The sequence below is a fragment of the Vibrio sp. Isolate33 genome (assembly GCF_022397895.1).
Classification (GTDB): Bacteria; Pseudomonadota; Gammaproteobacteria; order Enterobacterales; family Vibrionaceae; genus Vibrio; species Vibrio pomeroyi.
The window spans coordinates 416,682-434,262 of the sequence record NZ_JAKEUP010000001.1 but is presented as its reverse complement, the minus strand read 5'-3'; the positions used below and the strand labels follow the sequence as shown (position 1 = coordinate 434,262).

The 17,581-nt window shown below is 45.8% G+C and carries 14 protein-coding genes and 1 pseudogene; 8 read left to right on the top strand and 7 right to left on the bottom strand.

All coding sequences use genetic code 11. The features are described 5' to 3' along the window. Positions 1-417: 417 nt before the first annotated feature. On the bottom strand, positions 418-1,302 hold the full coding sequence (locus L1D37_RS01755; protein ID WP_017632750.1) for a LysR family transcriptional regulator: 885 nt from the start codon (positions 1,300-1,302) through the stop codon (positions 418-420). Between the two features lie 157 nt (positions 1,303-1,459). Here L1D37_RS01755 and L1D37_RS01750 point away from each other — a divergent pair, with 157 nt between their 5' ends. The 7 genes and pseudogenes from L1D37_RS01750 (at position 1,460) to L1D37_RS01720 (ending at position 11,060) form a co-directional block, all read left to right on the top strand. Further along, positions 1,460-1,858: a RidA family protein gene (locus L1D37_RS01750; protein WP_004741170.1), complete on the top strand. Its 399-nt coding sequence runs from the start codon at positions 1,460-1,462 to the stop codon at positions 1,856-1,858. A 198-nt stretch (positions 1,859-2,056) separates the two neighbouring features. Continuing rightward, positions 2,057-3,517: an aldehyde dehydrogenase family protein gene (locus tag L1D37_RS01745; protein ID WP_061017242.1), complete on the top strand. Its 1,461-nt coding sequence runs from the start codon at positions 2,057-2,059 to the stop codon at positions 3,515-3,517. Positions 3,518-3,727: 210 nt separating this feature from the next. Next, the gene (locus L1D37_RS01740; RefSeq protein WP_239846656.1) at positions 3,728-4,723 is read left to right on the top strand and encodes a membrane dipeptidase; all 996 of its coding nucleotides are present in this window, start codon (positions 3,728-3,730) and stop codon (positions 4,721-4,723) included. 232 nt (positions 4,724-4,955) lie between these two features. Beyond that, positions 4,956-6,551 carry a BCCT family transporter gene (locus L1D37_RS01735; protein WP_239846655.1) on the top strand — a complete coding sequence of 532 codons (1,596 nt, stop codon included), beginning with the start codon at positions 4,956-4,958 and terminating at the stop codon, positions 6,549-6,551. Between the two features lie 277 nt (positions 6,552-6,828). Then, positions 6,829-8,633, top strand: a pseudogene (locus tag L1D37_RS01730) (hypothetical protein). Then, the gene (locus tag L1D37_RS01725) at positions 8,630-9,367 is read left to right on the top strand and encodes a DUF3726 domain-containing protein (RefSeq protein ID WP_048660319.1); all 738 of its coding nucleotides are present in this window, start codon (positions 8,630-8,632) and stop codon (positions 9,365-9,367) included. The pseudogene L1D37_RS01730 and the gene L1D37_RS01725 overlap by 4 nt, the downstream one beginning before the upstream one ends. Positions 9,368-9,767: 400 nt before the next feature. After that, complete coding sequence (locus L1D37_RS01720; RefSeq protein ID WP_239846654.1) at positions 9,768-11,060, top strand: alpha/beta fold hydrolase; 1,293 nt, start codon at positions 9,768-9,770, stop codon at positions 11,058-11,060. A 123-nt stretch (positions 11,061-11,183) separates the two neighbouring features. Here L1D37_RS01720 and L1D37_RS01715 read toward each other — a convergent pair whose 3' ends face one another. The 6 genes from L1D37_RS01715 to L1D37_RS01690 form a co-directional block, all read right to left on the bottom strand. Beyond that, entirely contained in the window at positions 11,184-11,366 is a 183-nt protein-coding gene (locus L1D37_RS01715; RefSeq protein ID WP_004730424.1) for a hypothetical protein, read from the bottom strand. Between the two features lie 283 nt (positions 11,367-11,649). Then, positions 11,650-11,877, bottom strand: coding sequence for a PAS factor family protein (locus L1D37_RS01710; RefSeq protein WP_239846653.1), 228 nt, complete (start codon positions 11,875-11,877; stop codon positions 11,650-11,652). 221 nt (positions 11,878-12,098) lie between these two features. Continuing rightward, positions 12,099-14,255, bottom strand: coding sequence for a c-type cytochrome (locus L1D37_RS01705; protein ID WP_239846652.1), 2,157 nt, complete (start codon positions 14,253-14,255; stop codon positions 12,099-12,101). Beyond that, entirely contained in the window at positions 14,252-14,866 is a 615-nt protein-coding gene (locus tag L1D37_RS01700; protein ID WP_239846651.1) for a cbb3-type cytochrome c oxidase subunit II, read from the bottom strand. The genes L1D37_RS01705 and L1D37_RS01700 overlap by 4 nt, the downstream gene beginning before the upstream one ends. Beyond that, positions 14,867-16,291: a cytochrome-c oxidase, cbb3-type subunit I gene (gene ccoN / locus L1D37_RS01695; RefSeq protein ID WP_239846650.1), complete on the bottom strand. Its 1,425-nt coding sequence runs from the start codon at positions 16,289-16,291 to the stop codon at positions 14,867-14,869. Between the two features lie 43 nt (positions 16,292-16,334). Further along, entirely contained in the window at positions 16,335-16,721 is a 387-nt protein-coding gene (locus L1D37_RS01690) for a cytochrome c (RefSeq protein WP_176679814.1), read from the bottom strand. Between the two features lie 399 nt (positions 16,722-17,120). Here L1D37_RS01690 and L1D37_RS01685 point away from each other — a divergent pair, with 399 nt between their 5' ends. Beyond that, a complete protein-coding gene (locus L1D37_RS01685; RefSeq protein ID WP_239846649.1) occupies positions 17,121-17,576 on the top strand; it encodes a hypothetical protein in 456 nt (151 codons plus the stop codon). The last annotated feature ends 5 nt before the right edge of the window (positions 17,577-17,581 follow it).

Below are 17,581 nucleotides of genomic sequence, written 5' to 3'. Positions count from 1 at the left end.
TTAGCTTCATTTCTAAGTTAATTGTTTAACGCCTTCCGACAAGGGGAGAAAGGCAGTTTTAGTTAATGATAAAGGTACTCGTTTGTTGAGTGATTTATCTATACGGCGTTCTCTATCTGGAAGTGATTATTTTTAAAAATAGTTTGTCACGATGTCATTTTTGACGTCTTTCAGGCATTACGGAACGAATAAATCGGCGCTTAAGATGAATATTATGGGAGTAATTCAGCCCTAAACATGGATGTAAAGAGCTGGAGGGCTTGGAAAAATCTGAAGGTTAGGGCAAAAAGCTCTGAATATAAGGTCAAATTATTGGGGTTAGACGCGGAATTTCTTGATGTGCTCTTCTGTTAACGGTTCTGTTGGCGACTCTATCAACGGCTTTATAAGAAAGAGAACACCGTTACATTCCCTCTATTACTCTTCTTCATAGCTCAGATATTGGATACATAGATCGTGGAAGGCTTGAGCTTGTGGCGAAATCGTACGATCAGACAATCTAAAGATACCGATCTGACGCTGTAACGGCGGGTCAATCAACGGAATCCACACTAAGCGAGTCTCATTGGTTGGGAAGGCCAGCTTTGGCAGCGTGGTTACGCCTATGCCAAGTTCTAATACAGAAAACAGCGAAGTGATGTTCTCCACGGAATAGAGCGCTTGTTCGCTGAGCATTCGTGCGGGTGTTGGGTCAAGTAGGGTACAAGTCCCGTTGCGAATGAAGGGTTGTTTTAACAAAGTTTGCCATTCGATTCCTTCTAACTGAGAGGCGATGGGGTTGTCTCTGAGGCAGACCACACCAATAGGATCGGAGAGTAATGGCGTGAAATCGATGCTCTCTTCTTCTAAATGGGAGCTGTTTCCGAGGGCAACATCCACTTCTCCTGAGAGTAATCTTGCTTCCACACCAGCCGCATTGTCATCAATCAAACTCACTTCAACATTTGGGTACTGCTCACAAAAAGCCCCTAAAACACTAGGGATTAATTTTGCCGCGACCGATGGCACGCTCGCTATTCGAACTCTTCCTTGTTGTCCTGCCGCGGCTGCGCGCAGGTCATTGTCTAACGCTTTGTAAACATTAAGGAACTGAATGATTTTTGGAAGACATATTTCTCCGAAGGGAGTCAGTGTTGATTTGTTGCCTGTTTCAAACAGTGGTTGGCCGAGTATTTTTTCCAACTCTTTTATCGATGTAGAAAGTGCCGCTTGCGAGCGATTTGCTCGGTGAGATGCTGCTCGAAATCCGCCTTCTTCGACCACTAAAACAAAATGTTTTAACTGTTGTAGCTTAATACTCATGGCACTGATCCTTCTCTAGCCCTTGCTATACCTTACTTTTTGAAAGGTGATAGGTTTTATTTATCAAATGCACAAAATTTACCGTTAGATTTATCAGTCGTCAAGGTGCAGTATTTAACCATCTTGAAACATAGTTGTTACAAAGTTGGATGGAATCGTGAACGCACAAACTAAAAAACACCCAGTAAAAACCGCTCTTTTTGCTTCAAAAGCACCACTAGAGTGGGCAATCGTAAATAACGGCACTCTATACACCGCGCAGATTCCAATTGATGAAACGGGCGCAGTAGTAGAAGGCGGTATCGAAGCGCAAACGCGTCAGACTTTTAACAACCTTGTTCATACGTTGGAGTGCGCAGGCGAATCTATGGATTCCGTACTGCAAGTTCTGATTTACGTGACAGACCGTGAATACCTAAAAACGGTAAACAGCGTATACGGAGAATACTTCAATGCACCTTATCCAAACCGTGCAGCGGTCGTAGTTGCAGGGTTAGCAAGAGAAGAGATGCTGGTCGAGTTCGTGGTTTATGCATCGGCGTCTCAACCTGAATAATTCGACTGTGAACTAAGGCTCTTTGCGGATCAAAACTCTTTTGAATTAAAGCGGTTTATTGATACAAGCGATCGGGTTCACTTTAGATACAAAATGTACGACTTATTTTAGCAATTAATTACCTGAATATTAACAGTTTATTAATTAACCAGATGGTTGCCAGACTCACCGCAACCTAACCGTTACAAGGACAGAATGATGACTCAATTACAGAATGTTCAAGCAGAAAACGCACTTTACATTGGCGGCGAATGGCAAGCGGGTGTAAGCACCGTAGCGAACATTAACCCATCAGATATTTCTGAAAACATCGGTAACTTTGCACAAGCAAGTGCGGAACAAGTTCAACAAGCGATTTCAGCGGCGAAGCACGCTCAACCAGAGTGGGAAAAAACGCCAATTGAACGCAAGCAAGCGGTTCTTCAAGCGATTGGTGATGAGCTGATTGCACGTTGTGATGAGCTAGGCACGCTTCTTTCTCGTGAAGAAGGTAAGCCTTTTGCGGAAGGTCGTGGTGAGATTTACCGTGCTGGTCAGTTCTTCCAATACTTCGCGGCTGAAGTGCTTCGTCAAATTGGCGACAACGCGGACTCAGTACGCCCAGGCGTTTCTGTTGAAGTGACTCGTGAAGCGGTAGGCGTTATCGGCATCATCTCTCCTTGGAACTTCCCGACAGCAACTGCTGCTTGGAAAATTGCTCCAGCATTGGCTTTCGGTAACAGCGTTATCTGGAAACCAGCAAACCTAACACCAGCAAGTGCGGTTGCACTAACTGAGATCATCCACCGTCAAGGTATCCCTGCAGGTACGTTTAACCTTGTACTAGGTAGCGGTTCAACGGTAGGTGATGCACTGATCAACTCTAAAGAAGTGAACGGTGTGAGCTTTACCGGTTCTGTTGATACGGGTCGTAAGGTTGCTGCTGCTACCGCACCAAACTTCGTTCGTTGCCAACTGGAAATGGGCAGTAAGAACGCACTTGTTATCGCAGACGATGCTGATATCCAAACTGCGGTTGATGCAACGATTGCAGGTTCGTTCTCGGGTGCTGGTCAAAAATGTACAGCGTCTTCTCGCCTTGTGGTTATGGATAGCATTCACGACCAATACGTTGAAGCACTGATTAAGCGTATGAGTGAGCTGAAAGTAGGTCACGCACTGGAAGAGGGCGTGTTCATGGGTCCTGTTGTGGACGGAAACCAACTTGAAGCAAACCTAGGTTGGGTTGAGAAAGCACGTCAAAGCGGCGGTGAGCTGGCATTTGGTGGTGAACGCTTGAGCATGAAGCACGAAGGTTTCTACATGTCTCCAACGCTGTTCTTGAACACTAAAAACGATTGGGAAGTGAACCAAGAAGAAGTGTTCGCACCAATGGCAAGCGTGATTCGTGTCGCTGACTTAGAAGAAGCGATTGCGACAACTAACGATACTCGCTTCGGTCTAACGGGCGGCATCATTACCCAAAGCCTACGCACTAGCGCGATGTTCAAGCAACAAGCGCAAACAGGTTGTGTGATGGTCAACCTACCAACAGCAGGCACGGATTACCACGTACCGTTTGGTGGCCGTAAAGAGTCTAGCTTCGGTCCTCGTGAGCAAGGTCAATACGCGAAAGAGTTCTACACAGTGGTTAAGACGGCTTACCAGCGTCCTTACTAATCCACTTTCTAAATAAGAATTGGATAGCTGAAGATATTAACTTCCTAGCTATCCAGCTATCGAATTGGCCTGATTCACAGAGTCAGGCCAACATTCAAACCAAAGCAGCAAACGAACTTAGATAAGTGATTTAACCCATTTTTGAAAACATGTTATTTGAGCGTGTTTTCAAAACCGAGCTAGAACACTGAGCTTTCAATAGGAGTGGTTATGTACCAGCAACGGATTGTTATAGATGGATTGCAATACTGTAATTGGAACAGAGAATATTTCCAAACACTAAAGGCGAGCGGCATTACAGCAGTTCACGCTACCGCGGTTTACCACGAGACAGCTCGTGAAACCTTATCTCGCTTTGCAGAGTGGAACTTAAGATTCGAGCAGAACGCAGACCTAATCATGCCGATTCACTCAATGGCTGATGTAGAGACTGCAAAAGTGACTGGTAAAGTCGGCATTTTCCTTGGTGCTCAAAACTGTTCTCCAATCGACGATGAGATCGGTCTTATCGAAGTGATGCGTAAGCAAGGTCTTTTGATCATGCAACTGACCTACAACAACCAGAGCTTATTGGCGACGGGTTGCTACGAGAAGAACGATACCGGTATTACTCGCTTTGGTAAACAAGCCATCGAAGAGATGAACCGAGTGGGCATGATCATCGATATGTCTCACAGTGCCGAGCGCTCAACACTTGAAGCAATCGACTTGTCTTCTCGTCCTATTTGTATCAGCCATGCGAACCCAACGTTTGCTCATGATGCACTACGAAATAAATCAAACGATGTGATTAAAGCCCTAACCGCACGCGGCGGCTTAATCGGATTCAGCTTATACCCATTCCACCTACCAAACGGCAGCCAATGTACCTTGGAAGACTTCTGCCAAATGGTTGCGACTACCGCTGACATGGTCGGCGTAGAGCACCTCGGTATTGGTAGTGACCTATGCTTAAACCAACCTCAAGCCGTTCTTGAATGGATGAGAAATGGTCGTTGGTCTAAAGCAATGGACTACGGCGAAGGCTCTGCGAACAACTCAGGTTGGCCAGATGCGTTGCCTTGGTTCTGTGGTAGTGCGGGTATGGAAAACATATATAACGGATTGATGCGTCATGGTTTCAGCGAGTCTGAAGCTGGGCAAGTCTTGGGAGAAAACTGGTTTAACTTCTTGAAAGATGGTCTAGAGCCTCAAAGCCAAAGTTAAGCTGCGCTTCTTACTAATAAGCATCTAATGAGCAGTCTTCTAAACACGTTCACTTAGCGAGTACTGCTTTAATCAACTTCATTATTCAAAAGGAACAACGGTCTATTTCGCAACGCGGTAACCCAAACATGGATTAGCCTGCCCAACACAAAAAACAATAGGGCAGGTGTTAAATACACCCTTGTAGTCATCATTCAAATGACAGCTGCAAAGAAACCTCTGGAGTCAGAGTATGTCTGATTTAACCAATAGCGTGAAATCTTCTAGCTTAAATGCGGGTCAAGCACACACAGCAAGCAACAAAAACGAGTCTGAGTCTACGTCAGACAAATTAGGACTATCCAACCCAGCTCTTTGGTACAGCGGCGGTTTTATCGCTCTGTTCGTGGCACTGGCTCTATTTGATGGCGAGCTGTTATCAAGCCTAGTAAATACGGGCTTTGCATGGTCTGTAAAAGTATTCGGTCCTTACTGGCAAATGCTTCTTCTTCTGACTTTTCTTATTGGTCTTGGCCTTGCGGCAGGGCGAACAGGCAAGGTTATCCTAGGTGGCATCGCTAAACCTGAAATGGACGGCTTCCGTTGGATGGCGATCATCTTCTGTACGCTACTGGCAGGTGGCGGTGTATTTTGGGCCGCAGCAGAGCCTATTGCTCACTACGTTAGCCCACCACCATTGTACGGCGCACAAGAAAACGCACAGCAAGGTGCAGTGAATGCGTTATCGCAATCCTTCATGCACTGGGGTTTCCTAGCATGGGCGATTGTGGGCAGTTTAACGTCTATCGTGGTTATGCACCTTCATTACGACAAAGGCTTACCCCTTAAACCTCGTATTTTACTTTACCCAGTGTTGGGCGAGCGTGCACTGAAAGGTCACACCGGCGCACTGATTGATGCATGTTGTATTGTCGCAGTAGCGGCGGGCACCATTGGTCCTATCGGCTTCTTAGGCTTGCAAGTGAGCTACGCACTGAACGCACTGTTTGATATTCCAGATGGGTTCACAACGCAACTTATCATCATCCTGTTCGCTATCGTTCTATACACATTATCGGCATTAAGTGGTCTTAACCGCGGAATGCAAATGCTAAGCCGTTACAACGTAATTTTGGCGATGGCATTGATGGTCTACATCCTGATCTTCGGCCCAACAAACTTCATCTTCAATGGCTACATTCAAGGTGTAGGCAGCATGATTGATAACTTCATCCCAATGGCGACTTACCGTGGTGACGAAGGTTGGTTGAGCTGGTGGACAGTATTCTTCTGGGGTTGGTTCTTAGGTTACGGCCCAATGATGGCTATCTTCATCGCTCGTATCTCACGTGGCCGTAGTATTCGCCAATTGGTATCAACCATTAGCCTTATCGCACCGTTTGTTACTTGCTTCTGGTTCACGATTGTTGGTGGCTCTGGCCTTGCGTTCGAAATCGCAGATCCAGGCAGCGTAAGTAAAGCATTTGAAGGCTTTAACTTACCAGGCGCGCTACTGGCGGTAACGCAACAGCTACCACTGCCAATGCTTATCTCTATTCTGTTCTTGATCTTAACCACGATCTTCATCGTAACGACCGGTGACTCAATGACTTACACCATCAGTGTGGTGATCAGTGGTGAGACAGAGCCAAATGCAATTATTCGTACCTTCTGGGGTGTGATGATGGGGGTAACAGCGTTAATTCTGATTTCCCTAGGTTCTGGCGGTATTTCAGCGCTGCAATCCTTCATTGTTATCACAGCGGTACCGGTGTCCTTAATCTTGCTGCCATCACTTTGGAATGCGCCTCAAATCGCAATCAAGATGGCGAAAGAGCAGGGTTTTTAAAGAGCAACTTCTCTGACAGAACGAGCTCTATGAAGAGAAAGCGCTGTAAAGACATTGATTTAATAAGCAACAAATCAGCCTTCGAAAGAAGGCTGACGCAAAAACTCCGAAAGGAAGAGCAAAAACCGTACTGATGAAGATACATCGGACGGCAACTATTTAGGTGAAGAGACCTAGTCAGGACAAATAATAAGGGGCGAGCTCGCTTGCCTCGATAACATCAATAACGATTAGAAACGTGAAAGCTAACCAACATACTGTCGCAACAATGCTTCAAATGACGGCAACGATCGGTTCTGAATGGCTAGCAAAACCCTTATAACTACAAAGGTGGTGAGCAAAATGGATGCACATCGTTCTACCTACACTGAATCAGCACTACGTGACGCAACGGTCGTCATGGCACCGGAAAGACTGGGTGCTATGCACCAAACACGCATCAGCTTCGTAAGAACTCTGATTCGTAAAATGGCACAACAGCAATGGAAAGTAACTAAGCATGAGTGGCAACTAGACGCTCAAGGTTTTGGTCATGTTATCTATAAGCTAGAGACGCCAAATCATGTTTATCATTTGGTTGTTTTCTGCGATGAGATTGCAGACGACGAACGAAATGACCGTGTAATTGCTGAAAAGTGGGACGTAACGTTTGCTCTTGTTCTTGGTGATGTTGATGTCACCCTACTTGAGAGACTTCGTGCGAATGTACCGCTACAAGAAGCAGGCCGTAACCCTAACAATGTGCTTGTTTTAGCGCGTGCCAACAAAAGTGTACGTGTGTTTGAACATATTGTTAGTCACTTGGCTAAAGGTGTTCAACCAACGCCAAAAGAGCTAGCGGAAGTTGGCTACATCCTACGAACTACAGCGGTTTATGGTAATGGTAAGTTTGGTATTGCTGACTTTAAAATCTTGGAGAAGAATCCAGATTTTAATCAGTCGTTCAGTGCTCAAATGTGTGCCGTGTATATGCTGCGTGAGTTCAGTCTAGATTGGGTTCATTACTTAGCGGAGCAACAAGGCGGTGAACAAGCGATTACCTTGCACAGAGGCTTACAACGCTACCTAGGTGTGGGTAATGCCACAGGTTTAGGCATGGCGCCATATCTGATTAACCACCCAAGTATTGTCGATCAATGGATGACGACTCGTGAACATGCATTAGCTGACGTGTTGGCTAATGACACGGATACGGCATTGATTGAGCCACTACGTACATTAGTTAAAAAAGCGATTTGTCATTTAGAACAGGCCGTTACCATCAATGAAAACCAGCAGGATCTGAACAAAGCCGCTGTGGATGAGTTGAAACACGCAGAGCAATCGCTAGAAGAGTCTGTCAGCCAATGTGATACATGGGCGCAGTTAGTTGAACAATCTAAGCACATGAGTATGGAAGCCCAAGAAATCCTTATCTCATGCTTGATGGAATTGTACCCAGAATTAGTGGACGCCCATCAAGAGCAAATGAATTGCAGCGAAACACTGTCGCTTCCTAGTGGCAAAAAGATTCAAGATCTGTTGGTTGTATTAGAAGAAAAGTACCGTTGGGCGATCACGACCGACTTTACCAAAGCAGAGAACAACTACTGGTTCTGGTATCGCTCTCAAGACAAAGAAGAACCAAGGCTTGGAGTGCGAGGTGAGGAGCTAGGTGAAGAACGTGAACTGCCGTTGGATATAGGCCGTCAAGCTTACCGTTTGTACCATGCTTTATTGCAGTTTGCGCGAGAGCTTTCATTGGCTGAGTTCCTTGTTAAGCAGCCACAGCATCGTGCTATTGCACGTCGTGTTTGGACGCTAGGCAACAAAGCGATGGGCGACATTCAAATGAATGTGCTGCACCAAGATTCGCCACCAATGCACTTACTGCGTTGCAAGCTTGCGATGTTTGGTGCGACTAAGTTTGATCCTCGCTCAGATCGCTGGGTACGAGTGACGTTTTTCCAAGGTGCGCCACTGCTTGATGAAATTCATCAGGACGAATGGGTGTTCCCAGTGTTACCAAGTGAAGCGGAGCTCGCTGACTCTCAAAAAACGACTACACATATCAACGCTCAACATGGAGGTAAATCGTTATGATCGTTTCTCACAATGAACTGGTAGCGGCCGTCAATAAAGCCTTTCTGGGTATGCGTCGTACATGTGGTGAAGCCGATGTGATAGCGAACATGGTGGCAGATTTACAAATGGTGGGTTTGGATGGTGTTCGTCATTTTAACAATGCGAGCAACTTCATTGGGCTAGAAGACGATTGCCCAGTGGACATTCAAGTGCTTAGTGACAACACGGTTGAAGTTGACCTACATAAAGCGAGTTTGGCGTGCCACCTTCCAGTGGTGATGGATTACGCGATTGAAAAAATGGTCGGTAAGAAGACGTTGAAAATTGAGCTCAACAACTGTCATAACCGCTGGCTAGCGTATAGCGAGCTTGTGAAACTTGCCGCGAAAGGCATCGCGTGTACTGCACGTTGGGACAATGGCTCCAACCCTAAGAGTACTTTGTATGTGCTTAACCGTGGTTGCGTTGCACCAGAACTGTTTTTATCAGATTTGCCTCTGGCATCGGACGATCATATCCACAATATGACCATCGAGCTTTCCGTCCAGGATTTCGATATCGAACGTTTGTCAGATGGCTACCAAACACACATTGAATCGGAAGCGCTTTTTAAAACTCAAGAGAAGGCGTGGAACGAGGGCATTGAAGTTGACGATGGAGAGTGGGGCGCGTTGAAAGAGACGGCGACGGCTATCCTTGTTGAAAACAGCCAACGTTCAATTCAAGGTGCAGGTGAGCTAGAAGCTTCTTAGCTTTGTTTTATAGAGCCATAAGTTATGCAAACTAGTTTTTAGATCTTTAGCTTATAGAAACTGAGCCTATAAAGCCTGAGCTTATTGAACTTACTTATAAGCATCATCTACAACAGATAAAACCAAAGAGCTTAACGTATCCTCACCTCGTTAAGCTCTTTTTATTTGTGCCGCACTTTTATTCTTCCTCTCAATAGATCACATCTTAAACTGTCTGTTTTGACACAAGTTGTTACGCGTTGAAGGTAAATTAAGCAATTAGATGAAGCACCTTCACATTCATGTTAAACAAACGGTTTCTTTTACAAGCCACTATGCGTATCTTGCTAACTAAAGGTGCCAACGGGCGCCATTTTTATTCGTACCGATGACATAAGAATCAGATAAAAAGGAATGAAGCGTGCAAGCTAACTTTATTGATGGAACCACCCTGTATCGTCAGCACTCTTTTGAGTTGCCACTCGATTACCAAGCAAAAGATGGACAACAGATCCAAGTCTTCGCACGTGAGCTGGTTGATCTCGCTAAAGATGCCCAAGAACTGCCGTGGTTGATCTACTTTCAGGGCGGCCCAGGTTTTCCTTCTCCACGAGTGAGCGGCCAATCAGGTTGGCTAAAGCGTGCACTGCAAAACTACCGCGTTCTGCTTCTTGATCAACGTGGTACAGGCAACAGCACGGTGATCAGCCATGAAACTTTGGCGCATTTGTCTCCTAAACAACAAGTTGAATATCTAACGCATTTCAGAGCAGACAACATCGTACGTGACGCGGAAGCGATTCGTGAGCAGTTCGGTGTTAAGCAATGGTCGACGATTGGCCAGAGTTTTGGTGGCTTCTGTACCTTGAGTTATTTGTCGCTGTTCCCACAAAGCTTACAGCGCTGCTATGTCACAGGCGGTATTCCTTCTATCGAGCGCGAAGCAGACGATGTTTATCGAGCAACCTACAAGCGTGTAGAAGACAAAAACAAAGCCTTCTTTGCTCAGTTCCCACAAGCGCAAGCTATGTGTCGTGAGATCTCTGATTATCTGCTTAACAACGACGTGAGACTGCCAAATGGTCAAGTATTTACGGTTGAACAGTTCCAATTGATTGGTATTAACCTTGGTGGTGGTGAAGCAAACCTTCCTATGTACTTCACACTAGAGAGTGCGTTTGTTGAAGTGAACGGTAACAAGCAGTTGAGCTACAGCTTCCTAAATCAAATGCAACAAGAGCAGGGCTACCTAACCAATCCTATCTACGCGATTCTGCATGAATCGATTTACTGCCAAGGTACAGCGTCTAATTGGTCGGCACACCGAGTACGTGAGCAGTACCCGCATTTTAACTACCAATCGGGTAGTGAGTTCTGGTTTACTGGCGAAATGGTGTATCCATGGATGTTCGATCAACTAGAAACGCTGAAGCCACTGCGTGAAGCGGCGAACATGTTGGCAGAAAAATCGGACTGGGGCACTTTGTACAACGCAGAGCAGTTGAGCAAGAATAGAGTTCCAATGGCGTGTGCAGTTTACGCCGATGACATGTACGTTGAGTTGGATTACAGCCGTGAAACATTGGCGAACATTCCAAACTCGAAAGCGTGGATCACCAATGAATATGAACACAATGGCTTGCGAGTAGACGGCGAAAGAATTGTCGATAAGCTAATGACGATGGTTGAAGCGTTAGAAAATCTGCCAAAGTAATCAAGCTATTTACGTTAAAAGCAAGATAGGCTAGAAACAAGAAAACGCTGCATCCGTGCAGCGTTTTTTTATGTCATCGAACTATTCGATTTAAGGAACTAGGAGGGGTAGCCCTTGAAGCCATTAAGGTTGGATGACGATATCTTGATTTTCAGTGGTCGATAAGCTGGCGCGGTTTTGTTCGATAAGCTGGGCCGCATAAGAGGGAGTCACAGCTTGAATTTCGCCTTTTGAACGAATCGTTAGTGCTTCCCACGCATGGTCACGATATTTGCCTGTCTGTGTATATTCAATAAGTACTCTCATGATTCTTCCATCCGATGTGTGGTTAACGTGCTACTAACATTAGCGCCATTGTTGAGGTTACACACCTGTTAAAAATGGAACATAAGATTAACCAAATGAGAACGGCCGCAACTTGAAAATTGCAGCAACTTGCACTTATCGTAAAGAGTCATACCTATCGCAAACGGCTGTATTTATCGTGAATAGACGTACTTATCGTTAATAGCCGTACTTATCGTAAATAGCTCGCACAAAAAAACGCTGCACAATGGCAGCGTTAAAATGGAGATAGGTTGAAGCTAGATTAGCTGTTTTCTAAACCAACAATCTTGCGTGCAGACATGACTGCACTATCCAAATCGGTCAATCTACCAGCACTTGCTGGACCAAGAACTGATGAATACAAAGCCAACTGCTTCTCAAATGATAAATCTAATTGGTTATATAGATTCTGGCGGATTTGAGCGTGTTGCTGTGGCTTTGCGCTCGTCAGGCCTTCCAACGTATCGTAGATGAGTGTAGTTGTATCCATATCTGTCCTTCGTACATCTTTGAAAAATTTTGCACATTATGCACTTGGTGTCATCTTTGTTCTGCGAGATTGATCGCATTATGTGCAGATCTGCTTAATTGTGTAATCAGTTAGTTATAATTGTGTTGTATGAGCAAGGGTGGAAATGACGGTCGAAAAAGAAAGGAGGCACTTTGGCCTCCTTTAGTTTATTGTAATTCACGGTCTCACTGATATGTCCGCTATCGGATGTTGATGGTGTTATCTCTGCGGTCATACATGTCCGGTGTGGTATGTAAACCACCTGCGTAACCAGCTGCTTCAAGCGTCTCTCTTACTTCACGAACATGCTCCGCGGTTACCGGCTCTTGCCTGTCTCCAAGGTGCAATCGCACGAAGGTGATCAACTCAGCCAATCTCTGATCCGATAGGACATCTTCAAAGCTTGCCATTGGCATGAAGTTTCTATCCTTGTCGAGATAGGTCGGTTGTAGGCCGCGCACCGTTACCGCAATGGTGTTGAACGGGTCACTGTGCATGATGATGCCGTTATTCAACAGAGTAGGGGCGATAGGATCGCGTCCTTTACCGTCGTCTCCATGACATGCTCCACACGTCTGGCGATAAGTGGTGTAGATTTCTGCCGCATAAGACTCTTCATCAAATCCTTTAGGCTGCAACGGCACGGCATCGCTGCTAATGGTGTTGTTGATGTCACCGCTCAGCAAGTAGTAGGACATCGACTCAATATCTTCACGTGTCATCAAACTTAGACTGTTTTTCACTACGTCTGCCATCCCTGCAAAAGCGGTGCCTTTGTCTGAGTGACCTGTGTGTAAGAAATCGGTGAGTGTTGCTTCATCCCAACCATCGATATAAAGCTCATTGGCTGTGATATCAGGCGCATTCCAACCATCAATTAAGTTACCTTGGAAAATACGTTCTGGTATCAGGGCTTGGGCAATATTTCGTGGTGTGTGGCACTCAGAACAGTGACCAAGACCCGCAACCCAGTATTTACCTTGTTGCCATTTCTCAACATTATCGACCTTGTCTGTGAGTTCCTCTGGCACTTGATAATCGACTGGGTCGGTGTCCATGAACACAATATTCCAGCCAAGCAGCCCTAGGCGAATATTCGATGGGAACATCATGCTGTTGTCGTCATTGCGTCGAGGGACAGCGGTAATCGACTGCATGTATTCCCACAAGTCGACCATGTCTTGGTCAGTCAGATATTGATAAGAGGTGTAGGGCATTGCAGGGTACAAGTAACCGTTCTTACCTTTACCATCGACTAGCGCAGCTCTGAAATCATCAAAGTCATAGGTCCCGATACCTTCGGTAGTATGAGGCGTAATATTGGTTGAATACACGGTGCCGAAAGGGGTCACGAACGGTAAGCCGCCAGCAAAGGGTTCACCACCTTCTGCACTGTGACAAGCCACGCAGTCACCGGCATGCGCTAAATACTCTCCGCGTTCAACAGATTCTGCTTTCAGGCTGGCCAGTTTTTGCTGTTCAACTTCACCTGCATGTCGAATGTAGGCACCGAGTGCGAGTATCTCGTTTTCGGTCAGTTGACTATCAAATGCGGGCATAAGATTGTTCAAACCATAGTTGATGGTGTGTTGGATCTCTTCGATACTGCCCCCGTGCAGCCAAGTATCATCGGACAGGTCGGGTACCCCAATCGCTGGGTTGGCGACCGTACCATCGGCATGACAAGACGAACAATATTTGACGAATAAGGTCTTACCGAGCTCGACCTTAACCTCTGGCACATCGGTATGACGCTGGTTAAGAGACGCTAGGTAGTAGGAAACCTTCGCCACTTCATCAGGACGCATGATTTCGCTCCAACCCGGCATTGCACCATTTCGCCCTTTGGCAATGGAATGGATCACAGCCTCATCACTGCCGCCATATAACCAGTCTTGGTCGATAAGGTTCGGGAAGTGCTTCTGGCCTTGTGCATTGTCTCGGTGACACGCTGCGCAGTGAGTTTGGAACAGAATCTGACCGCTGTTAACGATCTCAGGAATAGCAGCCAACCCCTCTAGCGTGGTTTCAGTAGTTTGTGCAAATTGCTCATTGAGAGTGGTGGATGGTGAACTCAGCTTATCATCGCTCTGCTCCCAGTCGACTAAGCCTTCCCATTCACCAAGCCCAGGGTAGAGCACCAAATAGCCTGCAGAGAGTAAGAACGCGACCGCATAACTGACAAACAGCAGTTTAGGTGGCGGTGCGTCTTTTTCTTCAATACCATCAAAGGTACCAATGGTATGGTCATGATCGGCCTTGTGATTGCTTCGCCAGTATTTAACGACAACCGATACCATCAGAACAAAGAATATTAAGGTTAATAATACCGCCCATAAATTCCAAAAAGTGCTCATTGTGATACCTCCTGTGACGTATCTTTACCAAGGCTTTGCAGGTAACGAATTAGCGCTTCACCTTTGGTTTTACCTCTTATTTGCAATCTCGCATCGCCAATCTCTTTGTCGGTATAAGGCACGCCTAACGTACGTAAGGCTTCCATTTTGGCGCTGATATCATCCCCAGTTAAAGTTTGCTCAAATAGCCACGGGTAAGAGGGCATGATTGAGGTAGGAACAACTCTGCGCGGGTTCACGAGGTGAATGACATGCCATTGGTCAGAATATTTTCGGCCTAAGTTTGTTAGGTCAGGCCCGGTACGTTTTGAACCCCACAAGTTAGGGAATTCATAAATATCATCTGCTTCTTGATTCGGGCGACCATTACGTTTCACTTCTGGTTCGAGAGGACGAACCATCTGAGTGTGGCAAACATGGCAGCCTTCACTGATGTATATGTCTCGCCCTGCTAACTCAATAGGTGTGAGCGGCATGGCTAAGCTGCCTTTGGCAATATCGTCTCCACGGACGATACTTGGCACTACCCAAACCAATAAAGAGAAGGAGGCGACAACAACGGTAGTCAAAATCAAAATGACGATTGAATGTGTAAAGTCTTTACTCATCATTTAAGCCCCCTCATTAACGGTGTGTTTAGCGTCGTGTACGGCGGGCATACGAACCGTTTTGTACAAGTTGAACGCCATTAAGAACAATCCGAGGACGAACAGCGCGCCACCAAAGAATCGTAAGAACAACCAAGGTGCTTTGAAGTCCATTGCCTCTACAAAACTGTAAATCAGTTCGCCGTTTTCATTTTGAGCGAGCCACATATAACCTTCACCGATGCCTGCGACCCAAAGTGCTATCGCATAGAGAGCGACGCCGGCATGGGCGAGCCAGAAGTGCCACTTAATCAGTCGTGGTGACCAAAGATCGGCTTGGCCCCATAAGCGTGGAATGAAGTAGTAAAAGACGGCTATCCCTGACATCCCAACCCATCCAAGTGCTGCGGAATGTACGTGACCGATAATCCATTCGGTGTTGTGTGCCACCATGTTGAACCAGCGAATGGCAAGCAGCGGGCCTTCGAATGTCGCCAAACAGTAGTAAAGAATCGCTGAGAAAAAGAATAAAAGAATGTAGTCAGACTTCAGCTTTTCTTTGTTTTGTAGAAGGGTCATTGCGCTATTGAACGCACCAGCCCAAGAAGGGAGCCATAGGATCAATGACATCACGATTCCGATGTTCTGAATCCAGATGGGAACGGAAGAGTAAACGAGATGGTGTGTCCCGGCCCATGTGTAGAAGCCGACCAAGCCCCAGAAGTGGATCACTGACAAGCGGTACGAATAGATAGGTCGATCCGCCGCTTTGGGTATGAAATAGTAATTCATACCAATGATACCCGCGGTCAGTAGGAAACCGACGGCATTGTGTCCCCACCACCACTGAACAATCGCATCTTGAGCGCCTGCAAATACAGAGTAGGACTTCATCGCTAGCACTGGTATCGCAAGGTTGTTGACGATGAAAATCATGGCAACGACGATGATGAAAGCAGCAAAGAACCAGTTTGCCACGAAGATATGGCTGACCTTCCGCTTGGCAAGCGTGCCAAAGAACAACACCGCATAAAGCACCCAAACCAGCACAATCATTAAGTCGATTGGCCATTCAAGCTCTGCATACTCTTTTGAGGTGGTGTGGCCTGCGGGTAGGGAAATGACCGCAAGTAAAAGAATGAATTGCCAGCCCCAAAATACCATCCATGAAAGGCTTTTGTTGAATAGGTCACAATGGCCCGTTCGCTGGGCTATGTACAAAGAAGTACCCATTAAAATATTCACGACGAAGCCGTATATCACACCAGAGGTATGTAGCGGGCGCAGTCGACCAAATTGGAAATATTGGGAATCGAAGTTTAAGACTGGCCAATATAGTTGCGCGGCGAGAATCACGCCGATGATCATACCTACAATCGCCCACACTAAGGATGCGACGATGAAGTACTTCACGACCTTAATGCTGTATTGCGTTGTCACTTGTTCCATAACAAGGCTCCTTGCCTAGAGGTTTTGAACCGCTGACTTAATTTTAATCGCTGACTTCGTTTGAATCGCCGAGCGAGCTTGAGTCGTTGCCCAGCATTGAATAGAAATAGGAAATATCACGGATATCTTGGTCTGAAAGCGTGTCGGCCTGCTGCTGCATGAGAATCGCCAAGCCACTGGTTCTTTCACGTGTCTGATAATCTTTCAGTGAAGAGATCAGGTAACCCACTTTTTGACCGCGAAGGTTCGGGTAGGGGTCTTGTGTTGAAATACCATCAATGCCATGACAAGTCATACACACCTTGGCTTTCTGCTTACCCAATTCAAATTGCTCTTTGTTAACTTCAGCAGAAACAGGAAACATGACCAGCGTCATTACTAAGGTAGAAAGTGCCGTCATGGGGTTAAATCTTCGCTTATTTAAACTCATTATCGATTCCCTTGATTATGAAGTGAGTAAACCTTTCTTAGAGCGCAACGTATGTAAGCTGGTGGACTTCAAAACGATGAATACCAATTTAAAAAGCGCTTAAAACCGCTTACGTACGATTAAAGGTTATGCAGCGACAGGCAATCTCGCTACTTGCAGACTCATTTTTATTGTCAATTTTATTGGTCACTACGTATTCACAAGAGGAATTGGATTACTCCTTGTGCTTAAAACACGGTGTTTTTATTTGTCATGTTTCTATTGATGGATTTTTGGAGTGCGTATTGTGGGGCTGAGGTGGTTGAAAAATCAGCTCGAAAGATAAACACGCCCTAGGCAAGTCAAATGGCTAATATGGACTAGACTCAAGTTAGTGACCTTTTTAAAACGGAGTTAAAAATGAGAACTGCACTTCTTTTGATATTTTCATTCTGTTCATTTTCTATTTTTGCTGCGTCAGAATTAACGGTATTTGACCATTTAGGGCAAAAGCATGAGTTCAGCCGAGAGCAATTGTTGTCGCTTCCTCAACAAGAAATCGCCACCACCTTACCTTGGGTCGATGGAGAATCTGTATATAGCGGGGTTACGTTACTCGCGGTACTTGAAAGCATGGATTTGCCTGTGTCAGCTCAGGTCACCTTTGTCGCGTTAAACGATTATAAAGTTGCAGTGCCAAAGGAAGATTTTTATGACTATCAGCCTATTATTGCGATAAAGCAAAATGGTGAGTTTATGTCGGTGAGAGACAAGGGACCTTATTGGTTGATCTACCCATTGTCGACTCGCCCAGACATTGATAACACAGACTTTCATGCCAAGATGATCTGGCAGATACGCGATATCCACCTATAGAGGTT